The 21,189-nt window shown below is 70.7% G+C and carries 22 protein-coding genes and 1 riboswitch; of the genes, 16 read left to right on the forward strand and 6 right to left on the reverse strand.

Annotated elements, in window-relative coordinates:
- Positions 1-13: 13 nt before the first annotated feature.
- Positions 14-424, reverse strand: a complete 411-nt coding sequence (locus ABZT04_RS39670) for a hypothetical protein (protein ID WP_356063821.1) — start codon at positions 422-424, stop codon at positions 14-16.
- A gap of 132 nt (positions 425-556) precedes the next feature.
- Between ABZT04_RS39670 and ABZT04_RS39675 the strand changes: the two genes are divergently transcribed.
- On the forward strand, positions 557-772 hold the full coding sequence (locus tag ABZT04_RS39675; protein ID WP_356063823.1) for a hypothetical protein: 216 nt from the start codon (positions 557-559) through the stop codon (positions 770-772).
- Positions 773-864: 92 nt separating this feature from the next.
- Here the strand turns inward: ABZT04_RS39675 and ABZT04_RS39680 are convergent, their stop codons facing one another.
- Entirely contained in the window at positions 865-1,959 is a 1,095-nt protein-coding gene (locus tag ABZT04_RS39680) for a HoxN/HupN/NixA family nickel/cobalt transporter (RefSeq protein ID WP_356063825.1), read from the reverse strand.
- Positions 1,960-1,985: 26 nt separating this feature from the next.
- A riboswitch (cobalamin riboswitch) is annotated at positions 1,986-2,175 on the reverse strand.
- 80 nt (positions 2,176-2,255) lie between these two features.
- Here ABZT04_RS39680 and ABZT04_RS39685 point away from each other — a divergent pair.
- From ABZT04_RS39685 to ABZT04_RS39700, 4 genes are all read left to right on the forward strand, one after another.
- Positions 2,256-2,609 (forward strand): metalloregulator ArsR/SmtB family transcription factor, encoded by a 354-nt coding sequence (locus tag ABZT04_RS39685; protein ID WP_356063828.1) that lies wholly within the window; start codon positions 2,256-2,258, stop codon positions 2,607-2,609.
- Positions 2,610-3,245: 636 nt separating this feature from the next.
- The gene (locus tag ABZT04_RS39690) at positions 3,246-4,952 is read left to right on the forward strand and encodes an MFS transporter (protein WP_356063830.1); all 1,707 of its coding nucleotides are present in this window, start codon (positions 3,246-3,248) and stop codon (positions 4,950-4,952) included.
- A gap of 475 nt (positions 4,953-5,427) precedes the next feature.
- Positions 5,428-6,657 (forward strand): SpoIIE family protein phosphatase, encoded by a 1,230-nt coding sequence (locus tag ABZT04_RS39695; RefSeq protein ID WP_356063832.1) that lies wholly within the window; start codon positions 5,428-5,430, stop codon positions 6,655-6,657.
- 288 nt (positions 6,658-6,945) lie between these two features.
- A complete protein-coding gene (locus tag ABZT04_RS39700) occupies positions 6,946-7,368 on the forward strand; it encodes a hypothetical protein (RefSeq protein ID WP_356063835.1) in 423 nt (140 codons plus the stop codon).
- A 14-nt stretch (positions 7,369-7,382) separates the two neighbouring features.
- Here ABZT04_RS39700 and ABZT04_RS39705 read toward each other — a convergent pair whose 3' ends face one another.
- Together ABZT04_RS39705 and ABZT04_RS39710 are read right to left on the reverse strand one after the other, a co-directional pair.
- Positions 7,383-7,961, reverse strand: a complete 579-nt coding sequence (locus ABZT04_RS39705) for a cysteine dioxygenase family protein (protein WP_356063838.1) — start codon at positions 7,959-7,961, stop codon at positions 7,383-7,385.
- Complete coding sequence (locus tag ABZT04_RS39710; RefSeq protein ID WP_356063840.1) at positions 7,958-8,857, reverse strand: amidohydrolase; 900 nt, start codon at positions 8,855-8,857, stop codon at positions 7,958-7,960. Before ABZT04_RS39710 ends, ABZT04_RS39705 begins: the two co-directional genes overlap by 4 nt.
- Positions 8,858-8,999: 142 nt before the next feature.
- Here ABZT04_RS39710 and ABZT04_RS39715 point away from each other — a divergent pair, with 142 nt between their 5' ends.
- The 9 genes from ABZT04_RS39715 to ABZT04_RS39755 all read left to right on the forward strand — a co-directional run bounded on the left by ABZT04_RS39715 (position 9,000) and on the right by ABZT04_RS39755 (position 18,248).
- The gene (locus ABZT04_RS39715) at positions 9,000-10,016 is read left to right on the forward strand and encodes a LacI family DNA-binding transcriptional regulator (protein WP_356063842.1); all 1,017 of its coding nucleotides are present in this window, start codon (positions 9,000-9,002) and stop codon (positions 10,014-10,016) included.
- A gap of 106 nt (positions 10,017-10,122) precedes the next feature.
- On the forward strand, positions 10,123-11,283 hold the full coding sequence (locus ABZT04_RS39720; protein WP_356063844.1) for a sensor histidine kinase: 1,161 nt from the start codon (positions 10,123-10,125) through the stop codon (positions 11,281-11,283).
- On the forward strand, positions 11,280-11,939 hold the full coding sequence (locus tag ABZT04_RS39725) for a response regulator transcription factor (protein WP_356063847.1): 660 nt from the start codon (positions 11,280-11,282) through the stop codon (positions 11,937-11,939). Before ABZT04_RS39720 ends, ABZT04_RS39725 begins: the two co-directional genes overlap by 4 nt.
- Positions 11,940-12,055: 116 nt before the next feature.
- On the forward strand, positions 12,056-12,691 hold the full coding sequence (locus ABZT04_RS39730) for a GPP34 family phosphoprotein (protein WP_356063849.1): 636 nt from the start codon (positions 12,056-12,058) through the stop codon (positions 12,689-12,691).
- Positions 12,692-12,706: 15 nt separating this feature from the next.
- The gene (locus ABZT04_RS39735) at positions 12,707-14,269 is read left to right on the forward strand and encodes a carboxylesterase family protein (protein WP_356063851.1); all 1,563 of its coding nucleotides are present in this window, start codon (positions 12,707-12,709) and stop codon (positions 14,267-14,269) included.
- A 346-nt stretch (positions 14,270-14,615) separates the two neighbouring features.
- Positions 14,616-15,131 (forward strand): SigE family RNA polymerase sigma factor, encoded by a 516-nt coding sequence (locus ABZT04_RS39740; protein WP_356063853.1) that lies wholly within the window; start codon positions 14,616-14,618, stop codon positions 15,129-15,131.
- A 17-nt stretch (positions 15,132-15,148) separates the two neighbouring features.
- Positions 15,149-15,517 carry a cellulase gene (locus ABZT04_RS39745; protein WP_356063856.1) on the forward strand — a complete coding sequence of 123 codons (369 nt, stop codon included), beginning with the start codon at positions 15,149-15,151 and terminating at the stop codon, positions 15,515-15,517.
- A gap of 88 nt (positions 15,518-15,605) precedes the next feature.
- Positions 15,606-17,267 (forward strand): phospholipid carrier-dependent glycosyltransferase, encoded by a 1,662-nt coding sequence (locus tag ABZT04_RS39750; protein ID WP_356063879.1) that lies wholly within the window; start codon positions 15,606-15,608, stop codon positions 17,265-17,267.
- Positions 17,268-17,381: 114 nt separating this feature from the next.
- A complete protein-coding gene (locus ABZT04_RS39755; RefSeq protein ID WP_356063858.1) occupies positions 17,382-18,248 on the forward strand; it encodes an SDR family oxidoreductase in 867 nt (288 codons plus the stop codon).
- Between the two features lie 42 nt (positions 18,249-18,290).
- Here ABZT04_RS39755 and ABZT04_RS39760 read toward each other — a convergent pair whose 3' ends face one another.
- Positions 18,291-18,833, reverse strand: a complete 543-nt coding sequence (locus ABZT04_RS39760) for an ATP-binding protein (protein ID WP_356063860.1) — start codon at positions 18,831-18,833, stop codon at positions 18,291-18,293.
- 201 nt (positions 18,834-19,034) lie between these two features.
- Here ABZT04_RS39760 and ABZT04_RS39765 point away from each other — a divergent pair, with 201 nt between their 5' ends.
- Complete coding sequence (locus ABZT04_RS39765; RefSeq protein ID WP_355908911.1) at positions 19,035-19,265, forward strand: DUF397 domain-containing protein; 231 nt, start codon at positions 19,035-19,037, stop codon at positions 19,263-19,265.
- 97 nt (positions 19,266-19,362) lie between these two features.
- Positions 19,363-20,283: a helix-turn-helix transcriptional regulator gene (locus ABZT04_RS39770; protein WP_356063862.1), complete on the forward strand. Its 921-nt coding sequence runs from the start codon at positions 19,363-19,365 to the stop codon at positions 20,281-20,283.
- 28 nt (positions 20,284-20,311) lie between these two features.
- Here the strand turns inward: ABZT04_RS39770 and ABZT04_RS39775 are convergent, their stop codons facing one another.
- The gene (locus tag ABZT04_RS39775; protein ID WP_356063864.1) at positions 20,312-21,136 is read right to left on the reverse strand and encodes an SAM-dependent methyltransferase; all 825 of its coding nucleotides are present in this window, start codon (positions 21,134-21,136) and stop codon (positions 20,312-20,314) included.
- Positions 21,137-21,189 lie beyond the last annotated feature (53 nt).

A 21,189-nucleotide genomic window follows, 5' to 3' on the forward strand; every position in this document is an offset into this window, starting at 1 on the left:
GACGGCCAGTGAATCAAAACCCTCGGAACACGCCGTCGTCATCGGCGGCGCCGACGAACTCCTCGAAGTCCATGTTCGCGCCCGAGAGGTTGTTCTCGATGCTCCACAACTCGGCTGTCACAACGCGGATCCAACGCCCACGTTCACCCCGCCTGTCCACTACGAGGAGTGGTTGTTCCGCCGAGGCGACAGCTATGAAGTCCGCCAGGACAAGAAGCGGATGCTGATATTCCGCGGGGATCAGGTCGAGCGCCTGGTCGGGCGTCAAACCCTCGTACCGCCGGTTGTCGACAAAGGCAACGTTGGCCAAGAAGCCCTCCTTGCTCGGCGAGAACAGGGTCGCCCTCAGAGCGTCCCAAGCATCGTCTGCCGAGAAGTCGGTGCGGACGACGAGGGCTTCCGAAGTGCAGGGGAACTGCGTCATGCGCGGACAGTACTGCCAACCCGGTGAACCTCCGCAGGCAGAGCACTAGCGCCAGGCATTCCTGGGACAGTCCCCGCCACCGCCGGCCCGAACGCCGGCGGCGCGGCCCCACGCCCACGGAGGTGGAGCGCCGTGACCGACACCAACGGACTGCAACTCGTCGCGACGTTCTGCGGCAACTGCGACTACGGTTCTCCGCAGCTCTTCGTCGACCCGAACGCCCCCGCCGAACAACGGATCGTCCTGACCGACAACTTCGGCCAGCGCGTCCAGATGAGCGTGGACCAGCGCTCCAACCTGGTCGACGACGCCAAGGCCGGCAAGCTGGACGGCATCGCCCTGCCCTGAGCCGCACGGCGGATACGCACGACAGACGACCGACGGGCCGGGAAGCATCGAGGCGATGCTTCCCGGCCCGTCGGCGGTTCGGTCACGGAGTGTCAGTCGCCCTCAGCCAGCTGGTTCGCCCACCGCTGTTCCACCTTGGCCAGCCTCCAATAGGCCAGCGCCGCCGCCCACACCACGACGAACAGGCCGACGATGACGTAGCCGACGTTGTCCAGGTCGAGGCCGGAGATCCAGTTCGTGGTGGCGTCGGTCAGCTCGAGCTTGTCGTGCAGGACGCCGACGAGTTCGATGGTGCCGATGAAGAAGGCGACGGCGATGGACAGGCCGGTGATCGTGAGGTTGTAGAAGACCTTGCGGACCGGGTTCGAGAACGCCCACTGGTAGGCGAAGTTCATGAACGTGCCGTCGAGCGTGTCGAACAGACTCATGCCGGCCGCGAAGAGCAGGGGCAGGCAGAGGACCGCGTACCAGGGCAGGCCGGCCGCCGCGCCCGAACCCGCCATCACCATCAGCGTGACCTCGGTCGCGGTGTCGAAGCCGAGCCCGAAGAGCAGGCCGATCGGGAACATCTGGCCGGGCCGGGTGATGGACTTGGTGAGCCGGCCGAGGATGCGGTTCATGAAGCCCCGCGAATCCAGGTGCTGTTGGAGCTCCGCCTCGTCGTACGTTCCCGCCCGCATCGACCGGAACACCTTCAGGATGCCCAGCAGGGCCACGAGGTTGAGCGCGGCGATGACGTAGAGGAAGGAACCGGAGACGGTCGTGCTGACGACGCCGAGCGTCTGGTGCGCACTGGAGTCGTCGTTCACGAGCGTGCCCGCGATGGCGGCCCCACCGGCCACCAGCGCGGCCAGCACGACCACCACACTGGAGTGCCCGAGTGCGAACCAGAACCCGACCGACACCGGCCGCTTGCCGTCGGCCATCAGCTTGCGGGTGGTGTTGTCGATCGCCGCGATGTGGTCGGCGTCGAAGGCGTGGCGCATGCCCAACGTGTAAGCGGTGACGCCGAGTCCGATGCCGAATGCCTTGGAGCCGATCTCGTAGTGACCGGGCACGACGAGCAGGAAGAGGATCCCGAAGGCGGCGACGTGCAGGGCGGCGATCACCGCCATCAGCCCGATCGTCTTGACGGTGTCCTCGCGCCGCCACCGGAAGGAGGCAGGCTTGTTCTCGGTCAGGGTCATGCGGTCACGCTCCAGCACCTCGTGGATCACTTCGTGAGTGCCGTGGCCGGTCTCCTGGCTGACAGGTCGTACGTCCACCGCCCGCCTTCCCGGCCGTCTCACGACGGCCAGTGGCTGTCCCTTGCGGGACGTGGGCGACGAACTCCCTGATCACAGTGGCGAGGGCCGCGTCGGCTTCGCACCGACTTCCCGAACACCACGGCCCGCCCACCGTAGGGCCCCTGACGCTCACTTGCATAGCTGCGTACCTGCGCAGGTATTCAAGATCACATACCGGGGCCTGCAAGGATGGCCGTATGCATCTCGTTCCCGCCGAACGCGCCGACCGCCGCACCATCGACGGCCACCGGGTCTGCGACGCGATCGCCGCCATCGGAGAGCCCGACCACGTCCGCGCCTGGGCCGAGCGGTTCGCCCTGCTCGCCGACCCCGGACGCCTCGCTCTCCTGCTGGCCCTGAATCAGGCGGGCCCTCTCGCCGTCTCGGACCTCGCCGTCGCGACCGGCATGAACGACCCGGCCGTCTCCCAGGCCCTGCGCCTGCTGCGCGCCGCCGGTGTCGTGGTGGGCGAGAAGGAAGGGCGAGTGGTGCGCTACCGGGTCGTCGACCCGCTCGTCGCCGACCTCTTGAAGCACTGCACCGCCGACTGAACTCCCTTCGCGAGATGTCCGCAGCGACACCCGTCACCGCCGTGCCCAATGAAGGGCCGCCCCGGTGCAGTTGGTGCCGGTGACCATCGACGGCTGAGCGCATGCCCTACGACCCGCCCGACCGACTGCCCGTCACCGTCCCGCAGCCCGCCTGAAGCCGCCTTGCGGTTCGAGGGTGCTCCTACACGTCGGAACGGGCAGCCGGAGGACGGCAGTTCGAGCGATCCGTCCACGAGCTCGAGGCGGGCGGTCTTGTCTTGGCCCAGGCAATAGCCCGCGACGATCTGGACGGGGTCGCCAACCCAGTACCGCTCGTACACAACAGCCCTCCCGCGCCGAGGACTTGGAGCGTCTCCACGAGCTTGGGGCAATGGCGCGCGAGGTGGGCTCGCAGTGCCCGCATCGGGGCGAGGCTCCCCGAGCCGCTGCCGCACGGTCAGGAAACGGTCCACGACGGCAACGGCACGTGGACGACGAGGCCACCTGGACGACGGGGGCCCTTGTTTGACCGGGACATGCGAGTCGGTGTCGCACATCTAGCCATACCGACCAGTCGGTACTAGCCTCCGCTCGAACGGAAGGAACCCCCACTTTCCCGCCGTCCACACCGTCCCCGGCCTTTGCACAAGGAGTCGCATGTCCTCCGCCTCCGCACCATTCGACACGAGAGACGACGGCGCCGACGCGCCCGGCGCCGGTGCTCGTGGCTCGCTCGCCCGGCTGTACCGCCGCGAACTGACGGCATATCCGGCCACCGGGCGGCGCATGTCGTACCTGGCGATCGTGGTGGTCACGACCGTCGTGCTCTACTACATGCTCTACATCCAGTACGCGGTGGCGACGTCGATCATCACGCACTTCGACATGACCTACCGCTACTTCGTGTGGGTCTCGGTCGTCGGCAACGCGGTCGGGGCCTTCGCCTCGCTCGTGGCCGGCCTCGCGGACCGCTGGGGGCGGGCGAACCTCGTGGTCTACGGACTGCTCATCGCCGCGCTCCTGGTCTTCTTCGGACTGCCCAACGCGGGCGGCAAGACGACGTACTTGGTGCTGTTCGCCGTCGTGAGCTTCATCGAGGGCATCGTGCTCGTCGCGACCCCGGCCCTGATCAGAGACTTCTCGCCGCAACTCGGCCGCGCGACCGCGATGGGCTACTGGACGATGGGCCCGGTCATCGGCAGCCTGGTCGTCACCTCGGTGACCAGCAACACGCTCTCCTCAGCCACCTGGCAGGACGAACTGCGCTACTCCGGAGCGGCCGGGCTGATCGTGTTCGTCGTGACCCTGTTCGCCCTGCGCGAGCTGGCGCCCGGGCTGCGCGACCAGATCATGGTGAGCCTGCGGGACCGGGCCCTGGTGGAGGCGCGGGCCAAGGGGCTGGACACGGAGGCGCTACGGCGCGGTGAGTGGCGGCAGATGCTGCGCCTGGACATCCTCGGCTCCGCCTTCGCGATCGCGGTCTTCCTGCTGCTCTACTACTCCGCGGTCGGCAACTTCGTCGTCTACTTCTCGACCACCTTCGGGTACAGCGAGCAGCGCACCAACGGCCTGGCCAACTGGTACTGGGCCGCGAACGCCCTCGCGCTGATCGTGGCCGGCCTCCTCTCGGACCGGCTGCTGGTGCGCAAGCCCTTCATGATCGTCGGTGGGATCGGCGCCATCGCGGCGACCGCGGTCTTCGCCTCCCTGGCCACCCACCCGACGACCGGCTACTACACGTTCGCCTGGCTTTTCGTCGCGATCGGCGTGTTCAGCGGAGTCGCCTACGCCCCGTGGATGGCGAGCTTCACCGAGACCGTGGAGAAGCGGAACCCGGCCGCGACCGCCGCCGGTCTCGCGGTCTGGGGCTGGACCGTACGGATCGTGGTCGCCGTGTCGGCGGCGTTCATCCCCGTGCTCGTCACCTCGGTCACCCCGCTCGTCGAACACGGCGCCGAGGTGGCGACCGCGCAGAAGCAGGCCGCCCCGGCGCTGGCCATCGTCGGCGCCCACCCCCAACTCTTCGCCGAACTGGGCAAGTACACGCCCACCACCACTCCCCCCGCCCTCGCCGCCCAAGCGGTGAAGGAGGTCGGCCCCGCCGACCTGGCCGTCGTACAGAAGGCCCAGCCGCAGCTCAAAGTGCTCAACGAGTACGGGACGAAGGTGCAGAAGGCCGCGAAGGACGGCCCCGGAGAGTGGCGCACCTGGTGGTGGATCTGCGTGGGCGGCCAAGTCCTCTTCCTGCCCTTCGTGTTCGTGATGGCCGGCCGCTGGAGCCCGAAGAAGGCCCGCGAGGACGCCAAGTCCCACCAGGAGGCCGTCGACCGCGAACTGGCCGCACTCGCCGCGAGCGACGCCTGACAGAAGCACCGAGGTTCGCTGCGGCCGGGCCCAACCGCCCGGCCGCAGCGCGTCGGTGACGGCCTGGTCAACAAGGCCGTTGCCAAGCCGATCACGTACGGTACTGACGCGCCCGACCCCGAAGCTCCGGGCACGGCCTTCCCGAAGGCGAGTGGGCGTTCTACCTCGTGCGGACCAACGGTTCGGCCGACCGGTCGCTCGATTCCGGGCGGCTGGCGGTCGGCGTTGCCGTCGTCGCCCAGGTATTCGAATCCGCGTGCGACACGGAGTGGGACGAGAAGCTGTCCTTCCGGCACGCCTACGCGGGGGCGCCCCATCTGGCGGCAGGGATGCTGCCCGGGCGGCCCGGCCCAGCAGTCGGGTGGCGGCATCCTCGCTGCTCGTCGTACCGAAAAGAGCCGTTTCCGGGCCTCCTGGCCAGATCCCTCCTATCGTGGAACGACACAGTGACCCTCGGCGTCGAAGCGGGCAGGCCATGCAGGATCCGGAGATCGACTACGCGGCGGTCTTCCACGCCCTGCCCGGGATGGTGGCACTGCTCACCCCCGACCTCGTCTACGTCGATGCCAACGAGGATTTCGAGCGCCTGTCGGGACGCAAGCGCGAGGAGCTGATCGGGCGCTACATCTTCGACGTCTTCCCCGAGAACCCCAAGGATCCGGCGGCGGCCGGCATGCGTGAGACCCGGGAGTCGATGCGGCGCGCGGCGAGGACCGGCGAGCGCGACACCATGGCCCTGCTCCGCTACGACATCGAGGATCCCGACGGATCCGGCCGATGGGTGGAGCACTTCTGGAGCCCGGTCAACGCGCCCGTCCTCGGCCCGGACGGCGAGGTGACGCTGATCGTCCACCGGGTGGAGGAGGTCACCGAGTTCATCCGGGCCTTCGGCGGCCAGGCCGACGACAGGCGGGCCCGGGTCCTGGAGGCCGAGCTGTACACCCGGGCGCGTGAGCTGCAGGAGGTCAACGAGCGGCTGCGCAAGGCGCACGCCCATGAGCGCGAGGTGGCTCTGACCCTGCAAGCCGCGATGCTGCCCCCGCCGCGGCCCGTGAGCGACCACCGGGCGGCGGTCCGCTACCAGCCCGCCGTGGGTGCCCTGAACGTCTGCGGCGACTGGTACGACCTGGTCGATCTGCCCGACGGCGGAATGGCGGTCGCGGTCGGTGACGTCGTCGGGCACGGTCTGGCGGCGGCCTGTGCCATGGGGCAACTGCGCAGCGCCCTGAGCGCGGCCTGCCGGGTCGCCGACGGGCCGGGCTCCGCCCTTGAGGCCCTCGGTCTGTACGCGCGTTTCGTCGAGGGCGCCGAGTCGGCGACCGCGGTGACGACGTACATCGACTGGGACGACCACACCATCACCTACAGTTGCGCGGGCCATCCTCCCCCGGCCCTGCTCGATCCCGACGGCACGGTGACCTTCCTCGACCAGGCCACCGACCCGCCCCTGGGCGCCAGGCCCGAGCATGTCGGCCGGCCCGAGACGAGCGTCCCCTTCGCCGAGGGCGCCACCCTCGTGCTGTACACCGACGGACTGATCGAACGTCGTACGGAGGACATCGACCGCGGCCTGGCCCGCCTCGCCGACTCTCTCGCCGAGCACCGGCACGCGGAACCCGAGGCGCTGGCCGACGCGCTCCTCGCCGACCTGCTCCCCGCCGAGGGCAACACCGACGACACGGCCCTGATCGTCCTCCGTCTCTGACGGCGGTCCCCGATAGAAGGCTCCGTCACGGCCAGTTGCTCGCAAGGGAGTTGACGGCTGGCCGGGCGGACACGGACGGTCTCCTGATCCGCTTGCTGCCGTCCAACAGCCACCCCGACCTCGCTCGCACCGCGAACCTTCGACGGCCGGCGTCCCGCCCCGGACTTCGGCTGCGCGTCGTCGGCCGCCTCGACCCCGATCGCGCGGCCACGCTCCGGCCCCTTGCCCTCTGCCCGGTGCCGGACGGGAGTACGGCGGCCCTGCGGGTGCCGGCGGAGTGGCTCGACCATGCCGATCTCGGCTACGACCGCATCGAGGGCGGCCATCTCCCGCCCGCCGACGCGCTGCCGGAGCCGGCCGGACCCCCCGCACAACCCGTCGGACCCGGTGGCCAAGGCGCCGTTGTGGCGGCTGCGGGGCCTGGTCGAGGTCGCCGTGTCCGCCGGCCGCAGTGCCGCCGCCGAGCCCGCGCCCAACGGCGACCAGGCCGGGGCCGTAGCGGCGCTGCGGCGTGCCGGATGCCGGACCGCCGCGGACCTTTCGCACACCCTGGCATCGGAGGCGGACCGGCGCGGCCGCGATGTCCTCGGCCGCGCCGAGGAGGCCCACCCGGACGCGTACGCACATGCCTGGCTCGCCGCGGCCGTCCATTTGGCCGGCACCGACCAGGCACTGGTCCGGGCCACCTGGCAGCCACCAGAGACCGCCTGACCAGCGGTGACGCGTCAGATCATGTCGTCCAGCGGACGCAGCTCGTCGGCGTAGGAGACCGAGGTGCGACGGAGGATCCCGTTGCGGGCGACCGTGTACTGGCCCATCCGCCACAGCGGCGGGGAGTAGGTGTGGATCGACACGCTGCCGGCATCGCGGCCGGTGAGCCGGTGGATGTGGTCCGGGCCGAAGCAGAAGACCTGTCCGGCCGGGACCTCGGTCGCCAGGCTCGGTACGCCGACAGCCAGATTGTGTTCGACGAGTGCTCCCTGGGCGACCGCCACGGCTCCGGACGAAATATCGTGATCGTGCCAGCCGGTGTCGTTCTGCGGGGTCCAGCACAGCACCCAGACATCGACATGGGCGTCGCGGTACAGCGAGACATAGTGCCGCCTGTCGTCGTCGAAGGCGACGTGCTCTCGCCATCTGTCGGGGTCAGCGGCCAGCGACGAGGCCAGCTCCAGCAGCTCCCGCTTGTCCAGGTCCCGGCCCGGCAGCGCGTCGAGGGTGACGGCCGCCCGCACCCGGTGCCACGGCTCGGCGTCGCGGGCGGCGGCGGTGCCGAGGTCGGGAGACGGTAGCGGTGCGGTCACGGTCGTACTCCTTCGAGCAGGTGGCATGGATTGCTGACACGTACGGCGTGGTCCGCCGCAGCGCCGAGTTCGGGGGCGCCCGGGGCGGCGCAGGGCCGGTCGCTGCCCAGTACCAGGGCGTCGATGCCCAGGACGCGAGCCACCGCGTCCAGCGCCTGGCGGCCGTAGGACGAGGTGTCGACGAAGACGCACGGGTCGAGCCGGAGTCGGCCGCCGCCGCGCAGCGTGAAGCGCTCGTGGTGGACGGGTGCCAGGCCGGCCGCGGCGGCGAAACAGATCCGCAGCCGGGGCAGGAGCGCGCGTCCGGCCGTGTACCAGGACCACCACGCGGCATGGAGCTGACCGACATGTCCGACGACCGTCGGCCACCACGGTGGTGTCGGTTCCTCCGACGGCGGGCGCGGACCGGGGTGTACGAACACCGGCTTCCCGGCGGCCTCGGCGACGGCCAGCAGGGGGGCGAGCTTCTCCAGGGCTGTCGGTGTGGCCAGCGCGGTCGCCGGGAGTTGGAGCCCGATCAGCCGGTCGTCGAGCAGTGCGGTCAGGCCGTCGTGGTCGGGTTCGGCCGTGTGCGCGGAGGCCCACCCGACAAAGGGGTCGGGTAGTTCGCGGGCGCCTTGGTGCCAAGCGTCCAGAAGTGGAGCGGCTTCGCCGGGCGGTAGGTGTTCGATCCCCAGGGAGCCGGAGAGCGAGACGGCGATGCGCCGAAGACCGGGATCCAGACGGGCGCGACGCAGCGGGTCGTGGTCCTCCGGCCGTACCGCGATGGGCGGTTCACCGGACAGGCGCAATGTCCAGCCGTCGAGACGGGGCGGACGCGTACGGATCCGCAACTGCTCGACGACGGCCTCTGGCCACAGGTGCTGGTGGATGTCGGTCGCACCGCGTTCGCACATACCACCTCTTGACTTAAGCGGTTCAGTGATGCGCTCCAGTGAAGCGCTTAAGCTGATCCGGTGTCAATGCGTGCCCGGAGGCCACTCCGGGCCCAAGCGGCAGCAGCGGCACCCCAATTCATCGAGTCGTTACACTGACCAGGTGCCAAAACAGCCGCGGCGGATCACCCTGCGCGACATCGCGGAGGAGACCGGGCTCTCCGCCGCCGCGGTGTCATACGCGCTGCGCGGTCTTCAGGTACCGCCCGAGACCCAGCGACGCGTCCGCGAGGTGGCCGACCGGCTCGGTTACCAGGCCGACCCGATCGCCCGCGCCCTGGCCTCGGGCCGCACGGGATATGTCGGGGTGCTCTGCGGGTCGCTCGCCGACGTCTGGCAGCAGGACATCGCCGCCGCGCTGGGCCGCAGGTTCCTCGGGGTCGGCCGGCACGCCCTGATCGTCGACGCCTCGAACGACCCCGAGCTCGAGGCCACCCTCGCCTCCCAGCTGGCCGACCAGCGGGTGGACGCGTTGATCGTGCTGCCGGTGGACCCGGCCGCCGCGCACTGGAAGGAAGTCGCCCGCCGGACGGTACTGACGTCCATCGGCGACGGCCTGCCCGGCGCGGCCACCGCCGCGGAGGTCGTCTTCGACAACGAGGCCGGGGTCACCGACGCCCTCCACCGGCTCGTCGACTGCGGCCACCGCAGGATCGCGGTCATGACCCCGAGCCGCCCCACCACCCCGGACCGCCCGGCCGAGGCGATCGCCCACAAGGTCGCGCAGAACCTCGGTCTTGACGTCACCCTCCACCCCTCCCCGCACGACCTGGACGGCGCCACCGCGGTGGCACGGACCGTCCTCAGCTCGGCCAATCCGCCGACCGCCTTCCTGTGCCTGGCCGACTCGATGGCCTACGGCGTCTACGCCGGAGCCCGGGAACTGGGACTCGAAGTCCCCGAGGACGTCTCGGTCATGGGCTACGACGACCACCCGCTGTCGCGGTTGCTGACGCCCCCGCTGTCCAGTTACCGCTGGCCCGCGGAGCTGCTGGTGGACCTGGTGGTCAAGCGCACGGTCAAGGCGATCGACGAGGACAAGCTCAGCCGCCGCAAGGTCCTGGCCCCGGCGGCGAAGCCGCGCGGTTCGGTCGCGGCGCCGAGGACCGCGGTTCCGTAGAAACGCGTCCCGCAGCGGCGGCCGACGCGTACCGGGCGCCGGTGGGTGAGCCGGTGTGGAGCGCGGTCGCCGCCGCCCAGGTGTTCCTCCTGGATAGGGTCGGAACGTGACCCGCAGCAGTAGACAGCCGGAGGACTCGGCGGCCCAGGACGAGTTGTCACCCCGGGTGGCCCGTGCCCTGTGGTGGGGGACGGCCGGCGGGGTGCTCTGTGTCCTCGGCGCCTCGGTGCTCGTCGCCGGCTCGGAGCACGGCCGGCGACTGCCCGTGGCCGTCGCTCTGGTCCTCTCGCAGGTCTACGCCCTCAGGTGGCAGGTGCGCGCCCCGATCGCCGTGCTGGCCGCGAACGCGGCGACGGGGCTTGCGGTATGGGCGCTGCTGCCCGCGGTGACCTTGACGGGGGCGCTGCTCGCGGCGCAGTTCACCTTGTGCGTGCTGTCGGCCACCAGGCCGCGGCGGGTCTCCGTACGGGCGCTGGTGGTGATGTGCCTGCCCGCGGTGTTGGCGCACTGGGTGGGCGGCGTCACGGGGTTGGCGGTCTATCTGTTGACCGTGGTCCTCGCGTGGACCGCAGGACAGTGGCGCAGGGCGCAGCAGGCACGGACGAGGGCGGAGACGCGCCGGGCCGTGGTGGAGGAGCGGGCGCGGATCGCGCGCGAGGTGCACGACGTCGTGGCGCACACCCTGTCGGTGATGGTGGTGCAGGCGAGTGCCGCCGACGACGTGTTCACCGAACGCCCCGAACAGGCACGTCAGGCGCTGCGGGCCATCGAGACCGGCGCCCGCTCGGCGCTCGGTGAACTGCGCCTGCTGCTACGGGCGTTCCGACCCGACACGCACGAGGAGGGGGCCGAGGAACTGTGGGAGCCCGCGCCCTCACTCGCGCGCCTGGACGAACTGGCCGACACCGTACGAGCGACGGGGATGACCGTGCACCTGCACCGCGAGGGAACCACCGAGGGGCTGCCGGCCGCGGTGGACCTGGCCGCGTACCGGATCGTCCAGGAGGCCCTCACCAACACGCTGCGCCACGCGTCCGGTGCCACCGAGGTGCGGGTGTGCCTGACGGCCGCGGAGGAGTGCGTGAACGTCCGCGTGGTCGACAACGGCCGTACGCCGTCCGGCCGTTCGACCTCGGTGGGCGCGGGACGTGGTCTGGTGGGGATGAAGGAGCGGGCCCGGCTCGTGGGCGGCAGTCTGCGCTCCGGTCCGCTGCGGGACGGCGGGTTCGAGGTGGCGGCGCGGCTGCCGACGGAGGGCGCGCGATGACGCTGCGCGTGGTGGTGGCCGACGACCAGGCTCTGGTCCGTACCGGATTCCGCATGATCATCGACGCCCGGGACGATCTCGAAGTGGTCGGCGAGGCGTCCGACGGTCAGGAGGCGGTGCGGCTGACGCGTGAACTGTCGCCCGATGTCGTGCTGATGGACGTCCGCATGCCCGTCGTGGACGGCATCGAGGCGACCCGGCAGATCGCGGAGTGTGGGAGTCCGGCCCGGGTGCTCGTGCTGACCACCTGGGACGTGGACACGCACGTGGTCGCCGCCCTGCGGGCCGGGGCGAGCGGCTTCCTCCTGAAGGACATCCGCCCCACCGAACTCGTCGACGCGATCCGCCTCACCGCGCGAGGCGACGCGTTGCTGGCGCCGACCGTACTGAGCCGGGTCCTCGACCGGTTCCTGCGCACCACACCCGACCCGGCGCCGCCGCCACCCCTGCGGGACCTCTCCGGCCGCGAGCGGGAGGTGCTCACCCTGATCGGGCAGGCACTGTCGAACGCGGAGATCGCCCAGCGGCTCGGTCTGTCCGAATCCACCGTCAAGAACCATGTCACCGCGGTGCTGCGCAAACTGGGCCTGCGCGATCGCGTCCAGGCCGTCGTCGCCGCATACGACCACGGCCTCGTACGACCGCGCCCCTCCTGAGCGAGTCCCGCCTCCTCCTCAAGGATGAGGCCGGGCGCCAGTCCTCCCCCGTTCCCAGTGGCGGTCCACTCCTCCGGCCGATCCGCAGCCGGGCCACCCGACCGTAGCGTCGAAGTGTGACCGACGACCTGGCCTTCCTCATGTATCTGCTCGCCCACGACGAAGCCGCCGAGGGCCCCTACGACCGTTCCCGGACGGAGTTTCTCGTCCGTGCCGCCGCCCTCGTCGACCTCGCCTTGCGCGGCCGGCTGAACGAGGAGGGCGGCGCGGTCGCCGCGTCCGGCACGGAACCGATCGGCGACCCCGTCCTGGACGGCGTTCTGCGGGACGCCGCCGGGCATGGCTGGAAGGCTCTCGTCCGCCGGCATCGCAGGCGGACTCTGACGCAGGTGGAGGACGGGCTCGCGACAGCGGGACTCCTCACCGTGCGGACGTCCCGCACGGGATTCGGCAAACGGCGGCTGACCGTGACGGACCCCGCCGTGCCCGCCGCTCTCCGCGCCCGCGCGTCCACGGCGCTGCACGGCGACGGACCTGTGCGGGACATCCCCGACGCCGACGCCGCGCTACTGGCGCTGGCCTCGGTCGGTGGCATCCGCTCGGTCGTGTCACGGCAGGACCAGAAGACCCACCGGGCTCGTATCGACGCCTGCACAGGGCGACTCGCCGCGCTCGCGCCCGGCCTGGAGAAGGCAGTACGGACCCTGCCGATGACCATGATCGCCGCACGGGGCGGCATGGGCGGCAGTTGACCGAACGGGGAGAAGATGACCATGCACCGCATCCTGACCACCACCCTGGGCTGCGCCCTGACCGCCGTCCTCACGACGGCCTGGTCCCCGGCACCACCGGCGAAGCCCGACCCACCCGCCGCCACTGTCGCCACGTACAACGGCCCGGTACGGGGCGCCGTGCACGACGGCTACCGCAACTTCGAGGGCATCCCCTACGCCGCTCCCCCGGTCGGTGATCTGCGCTGGGCGCCACCCCGGCCGGCGGCCCCCTGGTCCGGCGTACGGGACGCGACCCGGCCCGCGAGCGCCTGCCCACAGCCGGCCGGCGAGGTGCCCGGCGGCAGCACCGACGAGGACTGTCTCCATCTCAACGTCACCACGCCCGACGGCGCGGGACCGTCTCGCCCCCGGCCGGTGATCGTGTGGCTGCACGGCGGCGGCTTCACCACCGGTGCGGGTGCCTCGTACGACGCCCACCGCATGGCCACGCGCGGCGATGTCGTGGTCGTCACCGTCAACTACCGCCTCGGAGCCCTCGGTTTCCTCGCGCACAGCGGGCTTCCCGGCTCCGGCACCTTCGGCCTGGCCGACCAGCAGGCCGCGCTGCGCTGGGTCCGTGCTCAGATCGGCGTCTTCGGGGGCGACGCGCACAACGTGACGCTGGCCGGTGAGTCGGCGGGCGGCTACAGCGTCTGTGCCCAACTCGCCTCCCCCGCCGCCGCAGGGCTCTTCGACCGGGCCATCATCGAGAGCGGCCCCTGCACCGGCCGCCCCGACCGTCCGTTCGCGCCGTCCTCCGTCCCCCTGTCGACGGCGCGCGCCACGGGCGCGGACCTCGCGGCGAAGGTGGGCTGCGGCTCCGCCCGCGATGTCCTGGCCTGCCTGCGGCGCGTGGACGTCTCCCGTCTCCTCACGGACCAGGACACCGACCAACAGCCTTCCTACGCAACCCCGTTGCTGCCCAGTGACCCCGCGGCGGCGATCGCCTCCGGCCGCTACCACCACGTCCCCGTCCTCATCGGCAACAACCACGACGAAGGCAACGGCTGGGCCGCCGGCATCATCCAGGCCGGCAACCCTGTCACTCCCGACACCTGGCCCGACGTCGTGGCCGCCTTCTTCCCCTCACCGGGGCAGGCGAAGGCGATCGTCGCCGAGTACCCGGTGCACCGCACGGACGGGGGTCCCGTGTTCGGAGCGGTCATCGGAGACGCCGACTTCGCCTGCCCGACGGCACGCACCGACGACCTCCTCGCCACCCAAGCCCCCGTATGGCGCTACGAGTTCGCCGACGAGAACGCCCCGCCGCTCACGTCGGGCACTCCACCGTTCCCGCTCGGCGCACCGCACGCGAGCGAACTCCCCTACCTGTTCGACCTGGGCGGCCGCCCCCGCGAGCTCACCGCGGCACAGCATCGCCTGGCCAACACCATGATCGACTACTGGACCCGCTTCGCCGGCACCGCCGACCCGAACGGGCCGTCGTCACCGCACTGGTCGAGGCAGACGGTCCTGTCGCTGGTGCCCGACCACATCGCCCCCACCGACACGACGCTGACCCGCCACCACTGCGCGTTCTGGAACGCTCTTGGTTAACTTCCGTACAGCGGAGGCGATTTGGGCGCCCCCGGTCCGGTCCCGGAACATCCGGCACCGGACCGGGGCGCATCCCGTCGGCTTGCGTTCCCGATGCCTGGCGCCGACGGACACGGTCAGCAGGTCCAGGCCCAACGCGATCGCACGGCGCGGCGGCAGAACGACGTGCCCGTACGTGTTCACGCGGATGGCTGCCGCACGCCGCCGTAAGGGATGACGCATGTGACCCACCCCACACGGCATAAGTGCATAGTGAGACAGCCGCCAGTGTCTTTCTAAGAGGTGTAGGGACGTGGCCGATGGCAGGGCGCGTGCGTGCTCGACAGGGCGGTAAGGGGGAACGCTGATGGGGCAGTTGCGGGCCGACGAGTTCGACCGGTTCGTGACGGCTCGGTGGTCGGCGTTGCTTCATCTGGCGCGGCTGCTCACCGGCGGGGACCGGCACCGGGCGGAGGATCTCCTCCAGGAGGCGCTGGTCAAGCTGTGGTTCGCCTGGCCGAAGGTGGCCGAGCAGGCGCCGGAGGCGTATGTGCGCAGGATCCTGGCCCGTGCCGCGGCTCGGTCGGCACGGCGCCGCTGGTGGGGTGAGCAGCCCGTGGACCGACTGCCCGACCCGCCCGAGGCGGGCGACGAGACCGCCGCCGTGGACGAACGGACCCGGCTGGAGGCCATGTTGGCGTTGCTGCCGCCGCGCCAACGGGCAGCCGTGGTGCTGCGCTACTACCAGGACCTGCCCGAACAGCACGTCGCGGAGGTGCTGGGGTGTCCGGTGGGCACCGCCCGCTCGCTCACGGCACGCGGCGTCGCCCGCTTGCGGCAGCTTCTGGCCGATGCAGTCGAGCCGGTCGAGGCGGTCGAGTGAGGAGAGACGAAGGAGCCATGGATCACTTCGAGCAGGAGCTGGCGCGCATGATGCGTGACAGTCAGGAGGACATGCCCTACGAGGACCGGCACCGACGCCGCCTCCGGGCCGGCGTTCGCGCGCGCCGGCGGAACCGGACGGCCTGGACGGCGACCGGATCGGTACTGACCGTTGCCGGGCTCGGAGTCGGGCTGGTGATCCTGGCGAACTCCTTCGCCCAGGGTGGGCCCACCGGTCCTCAGCCCCGCCCGGTCACCTCGGCCGAGTCGGTCCTCCCGAGGCCGGCGACCGCACGCCCCGCGTCCACCGCGGCCGGGGTGCCGTCGCCGTACCGGGTCTCGATTCCCGGGCAGGGACCGCTGCCGGGACAGACCTCGACCCGGTAGCTCCACACCTCAGAAAGCTCCTTACGTGATCCCTCACCACACGCCCCCGTCTGTCGACGACCCCCAGGAGGCCTTGTACAGCGAGCCGATGTCCTGGGAGCGGCGGTTGCGCCGCTTCGGGTACGTCGCTCGCCCGCGTACGTCCGTGCGCGAGCGCCTGGTCGTGCCGTTCCCCGAACCGTCGACACGGCTGTGGCGTGTGCTCGGGCTGTCCCCGGTCGCGGCCGGCCGACTGGCGCGCTGGTCGGGTTGGGGCGGGCCGCTGCTGGTCGCGCTCCTCGCCGGACTGCCGCGCTTCTGGCGGCTGGGCAACCCGCGCGCGATCGTGTTCGACGAGACGTACTACGCCAAGGACGCCTGGTCCTTGCTGCGGTTCGGATACGAGGGCACCTGGCCGAAGAGCAGCATCGCCGACCCGCAGGTCCTGGCCCATCCCCAGGTGATCCCGCTCTCCGACGCCGGGGCCTTCGTCGCGCACCCGCCGACGGGCAAGTGGGTGATCGCCCTCGGCGAGTCGGTGTTCGGCCTCACCCCCTTCGGCTGGCGCTGTATGACGGCGCTCCTCGGCACACTGTCGGTACTGATGCTGTGCCGAATAGGGCGCCGCCTGTTCCGTTCGACACCACTGGGCTGTCTGGCCGGAGCGCTGATGGCGATGGACGGCCTCCACTTGGTGATGAGCCGTACCGCTCTGCTCGACCTCGTCGTCATGTTCTTCGCACTGGCGGCGTTCGGATGTCTGCTCATCGACCGGGACAGGGCGCGGGCCCGGCTCGCGGCAGCCCTGCCTACCGACGAGGACGGCCGGACACGTCCGGACGGACCCACCGGTGACCATGCCGGTACGGGAGCGCGTCCCTGGCGGCTCGCGGCCGGCCTCTTCCTGGGACTGGCGGCCTCGACCAAATGGAACGGCCTGTACTTCCTCGTCTTCTTCGTGGTCCTCACCGTGCTGTGGGACGTCGGCGCCCGCCGCGTCGCGGGGGCGTACCACCCCTACCGCGCGGTGCTGCGCAAGGACCTCGGCCGGTCGGTGCTCTCCCTCGTCCCGGTCGCCGTCGTGACGTATCTGGCCACGTGGACCGGCTGGTTCCTGTCCGACGACGGCTACGGACGCCACTGGGCCGACGGCCGCGGCGGCACCTGGTCGTGGATCCCGGCCCCGCTGCGCAGCCTGTGGCACTACGAGCACGCGGTGTACCAGTTCAACGTGGGACTGCACAGCCCGCACAAGTACCAGTCGAATCCCTGGAGTTGGCTGGTCCTCGGCCGCCCCGTGCTGTTCTCCTACGAGTCGCCGAAGTCCGGGACGGACGGCTGCCACACGACAGCCGCCTGCTCGCAGACGATCCTCGCCCTCGGCACACCGCTCCTGTGGTGGTCGGCATGCTGTGCGCTCGGCTACCTGCTCTACCGGTGGGCTCTGCGCCGCGACTGGCGCTCCGGAGCCGTCCTGTGCGCGGTGGCTGCCGGCTACCTGCCCTGGTTCCTGTACCAGGACCGCACGATCTTCTCCTTCTACGCGGTCGTCTTCGTGCCGTATCTGTGCCTGGCCGTGACGATGGCGCTGGGGGCCCTGATGGGCCCGCCGGAAGCAACTGACAAGCGCCGCATACGAGGTGCGGTGACCGCGGGCGTGGTTGTCCTCCTGATCGCCTGGAACTTCATCTACTTCTTCCCGATCTACACCGGGCAGACGATCCCGTACGCCGACTGGCACGCAAGGATGTGGCTCGACACCTGGATCTGATCCCGACCGCACCTCAGCGCACCGCACCGACGCGCCCGGAGACTCCCGCCTGCTCGTCCTGGGGATCGGCGCCGGTTTCAATACCCCCGGTGTGATCCCACCGCACAGGAAGTGATGCCGACCATGACCGAACCGCAGGAGCCCTCCGTGCTGGTGACCGGGGCGACGGGACGCCTCGGCGGACGTGTCGCCCGGCGTCTCGCCGAACAGGGCGTGACGCAAAGACTGTTGACCCGCAGCCCCGAGCGGGCCCCCGAACTGCCCGGCGCCACACCGGTGCGGGGCGAGTACGGCGACCGCGAGGCCCTGCCGCGCTGTCTCGCCGGTGCCCGGACCGTGTTCATGGTGTCCGCCCCCGAGAGCGCCCAACGGCTCGCGCAGCACCGGGAGTTCGTGGACGCCGCGGCGAAGGCGGGCGTCACACATCTCGTGTACGTGTCCTTCTTCGGTGCCGCACCCGACGCGACGTTCACGCTGGCCCGCGACCACTTCCACACCGAGGAGCACATCCGCGCGAGCGGCATGGCGTACACATTCCTGCGCGACAACTTCTACGCGGAACTCGTCCCCGACCTCGTCGGCGAGGACGGTGTGATCCGCGGTCCCGCCGAGAGCGGGCGGACCGCGTTCGTCGGCCAGGATGACATCGCCGACGCGGCCGCGGCGATTCTGGCCCGGCCGGCCGACCACGCCGGAGCCGTGTACGACCTGACGGGTCCCGAGTCCCTGACACTGGGCGAGGCCGCCGCCGTCCTCTCCGAGGTCCTCGGCCGCGCCGTCACCTACCGGCCGGAGACCATCGAGGAGGCCTACGCCTCACGCGCCTCCTATGGCGCCCCTCAGTGGCAGCTCGACGCCTGGGTGTCCACCTATACGGCCATCGCCGCCGGCGAACTCGACGGCGTCACCGACGCCGTGCCGCGCCTGACGGGTCATCCCGCCACCCCGCTCGCCGAGATCGTCGCGGGGGCCCGGGGCTGACCCCTGGACCGTCCGCGAGGAGCAGCGCCGAGATGCCCGGGGTCAGGCGCGAGGGCCGGTCGCCAGCATGGCCCATACGGTCTTGCCCACCGGGCGGATCCCGCCCGCTCGGTAGCGCTTGGTCCAGCCCCAGTGTTCGGACAGTGCGTCGACTATGCGGAGGCCGCGGCCGTCCTCGTCCAGGGGGTCGCCCGAGCGCCGGTACACGGGCGGGCTGTCGCTCGGGTCGATGACGGCGCACACCAGGTGGTTCGCTCGCTGGGTGAGCTTGACCCACACCTCGGCATCACCGTCCGGGGTGTGCGGCACGGCGTGAACCACCGCGTTGGCGGTCAGTTCGGCGACGACGGTGAGGGCGTCGGCGCTGCAGTGGTCCAATTCCCAGTTGGCCAAAGTGAGTTGGGTGAAGTCTCGGGCCTGGGCGCAGCCCTGTGCGGTGCTGGGCAGGCGGAGCGCGGCGGTCCGGGATGAACTGCGCGTCGGCTTCTGGTGCAGGCGCATGGGGACGTCGAGCGGTGCGGTGGGTGCCGGTGATGGCGCGGCCGTGCCGGAAACTCTGGGCACTTGGTGCGCGGGTGAGGACACAGCGCCTCCCTGATGGGGCGTCAGCTTGTGGGCATCAACGCGCGGGTCGACGCCACGAGCTATTCTCCACAACTGAAGGCGCTTCCGTGCAATTTCACGAGGAATTGCACGCACATGGCTTGAAGCGCGCGGCACGCGATGCGGTCCGAGCCAGTGGGTGGCGGGGTCGCCGGCGTGGCGAACGTGAGTGAGGAGACTGCGATGTCATCAGTTCCGAACGGAGTGCGGGCGAGTTCACTGGCCGCCCGATGGATCAAGAGCCGACGCAGCACCGCCGAAGGCAACTGCGTCGAGGTGGCCGTCCTCGACGAGGGCGGCATCGCGGTACGCAACTCCCGCGATCCCGAAGGTCCGGCGCTGGTCTACACACCGGCCGAGATGGCCGCGTTCGTGGCCGGCGCGAAGGACGGCGAGTTCGACCACCTGCTGTGAAGCGGAGCGGGTCGCCCTCACTTCTGTAGACGCCTGCGCCGGAGTGGGCGGGGTGCGATACTGCGGTTTGTCGTCTGCCGGTTCACGGGGAGTCAGGATGTCCGCGGAGTCACCTCGTATCTCGCGCCTCGAACCGTATCTGAGTCGGACCGAGCCCGCTCCGACCCTGCTGAAGATGCTGGTCGGTGTCCAACTGGCGGGTATGCGCGAGGACTTGGGCCTCGCGCAGGACCAGGCGGCGCGAGCCGTGGGATTCAGCCCGCCGAAGCTGTCGCGCATCGAGGCGGGCAAGGGCCGCCGCCCTCCGGTCGAGGCCGACGTCCGCGCGCTGCTGGAGCTGTACAAGGCCGACGAGCACGAGGCTCGGGTCCTGCTCGAACTGCTGCGGCGCGCCGGTGAGCCGGGCTGGTGGCAGCGCTACGACAAGCGGCTCATGCCCGAGTGGTTCGATCGGCTGGTCGGTCTGCAGGAGGCGGCCACCGCCATCCGCACCTTCGAAATCCAGTATATTCCGGGCCTGTTGCAGACCACGGCCTACACCCGGGCGGTGGTGGAACGCGGTCTGCCGACGGCACCTGCCCGCGAGGTGCAGCGGCGTCTCGAACTGCGCACGCGCCGCCGGGAGTTGCTGGAGCGCCCGGAGGCCCCGCAACTGTGGGCGATCATCGACGAGTCCGTCCTGCTGCGCGTCCTGGGCGGTCCCGAGGTGATGCGTGAGCAGCTCCGGCACCTCGTCGAGATGGCTCAACGCCCGCGTGTGACCGTGCAGATCGTGCCCCTGGACGTGACGAACGCGTCCGCGCCGGCGATCCCCCTCACCTACCTCCGCTTCGGCGGCCTCGACCTGCCCGACATCGTGTACCTGGAGCACATCAAGAGCGCCGTGTTCCTGGAGGACCGCGACGAGACCGAGGAGTACCGGCTGGCCCTGGACCGGCTCGGTGACGAGGCACTCAGCCCGCGCGAGTCCCTGGTGCGGCTGCGCGACACCCTGCGCGAGCGCTACGGCACCGGCTGATCCGGTGCCGTGACGCGCAGGCCCCGGTCTATCGCTGTCGGACGCGGCCGACGCCGCCGAACTCGATCCACTCCTGGGTGGCCTGACGGGGAGCCACCTCGCTGTCCGGCCGCCAGGTCGACACCTCCACCAGGCCCGGATCGAGGATGTCGAGGTCCTCGAACCACTCCGCGACGTCCTTCTCCTGGCGTACGCGGCCCCAGTGCCCCTGCGTCGCCTTGTCCATGAAGTCGGTCACGAAGTCGCGGACCTCGGGGTCCTCGCTCACCAGTTGGCACATCACCATGCAGCTACCGGGGGCAAGTCGCTCGGAGACCCGGCGCACCACGGCCTGCGGTCCGTCGGTGTCGCTGTCCGGGATGCAGTGGAAGACCGAGTTGAACAGCAGGGCGACCGGCTGCGAGAAATCGATCAGGCGCTTGGTGTCGGAGTGGGAGAGGATCGTCTCGGTGTCCCGCAGGTCGGCCTGGATGACGGCGGTGCGCTCGTTCTGGTCCAGCAGGGCCCGGCCGTGCACCAGGACCATCGGGTCGCTGTCGACGTACACGACGCGGCTGGCCGGGTCGATGCGCTGCGCGACCTGGTGCACGTTGTTCTGGGTGGGCAGGCCTGAGCCGTGGTCGAGGAACTGCCTGATGCCGTAGTCGGTGGTCAGCGTCGCGACCACCCGTTGCAGAAAGCGCCGGTTGTTCACCGCGAGGGCACGCGTGCTGGGTACGACCTTGTCGAGTTCCTCGCAGGCCGCCCGGTCGGACGCGTAGTTGTCCTTGCCGCCCAGGTAGTGGTCATACATCCGTGCGGCCGTCGGAACGGCGGCATCGATCTTCGTGGACACCTGCTTGTCAGGCTGCATTATTCCCCCAGATCCAAGCCGCGCCGGGTGGACCGGCTCGCCAGGCCACACAT

The organism is Streptomyces sp. NPDC005492, from assembly GCF_040605995.1.
Classification (GTDB): domain Bacteria; phylum Actinomycetota; class Actinomycetes; order Streptomycetales; family Streptomycetaceae; genus Streptomyces.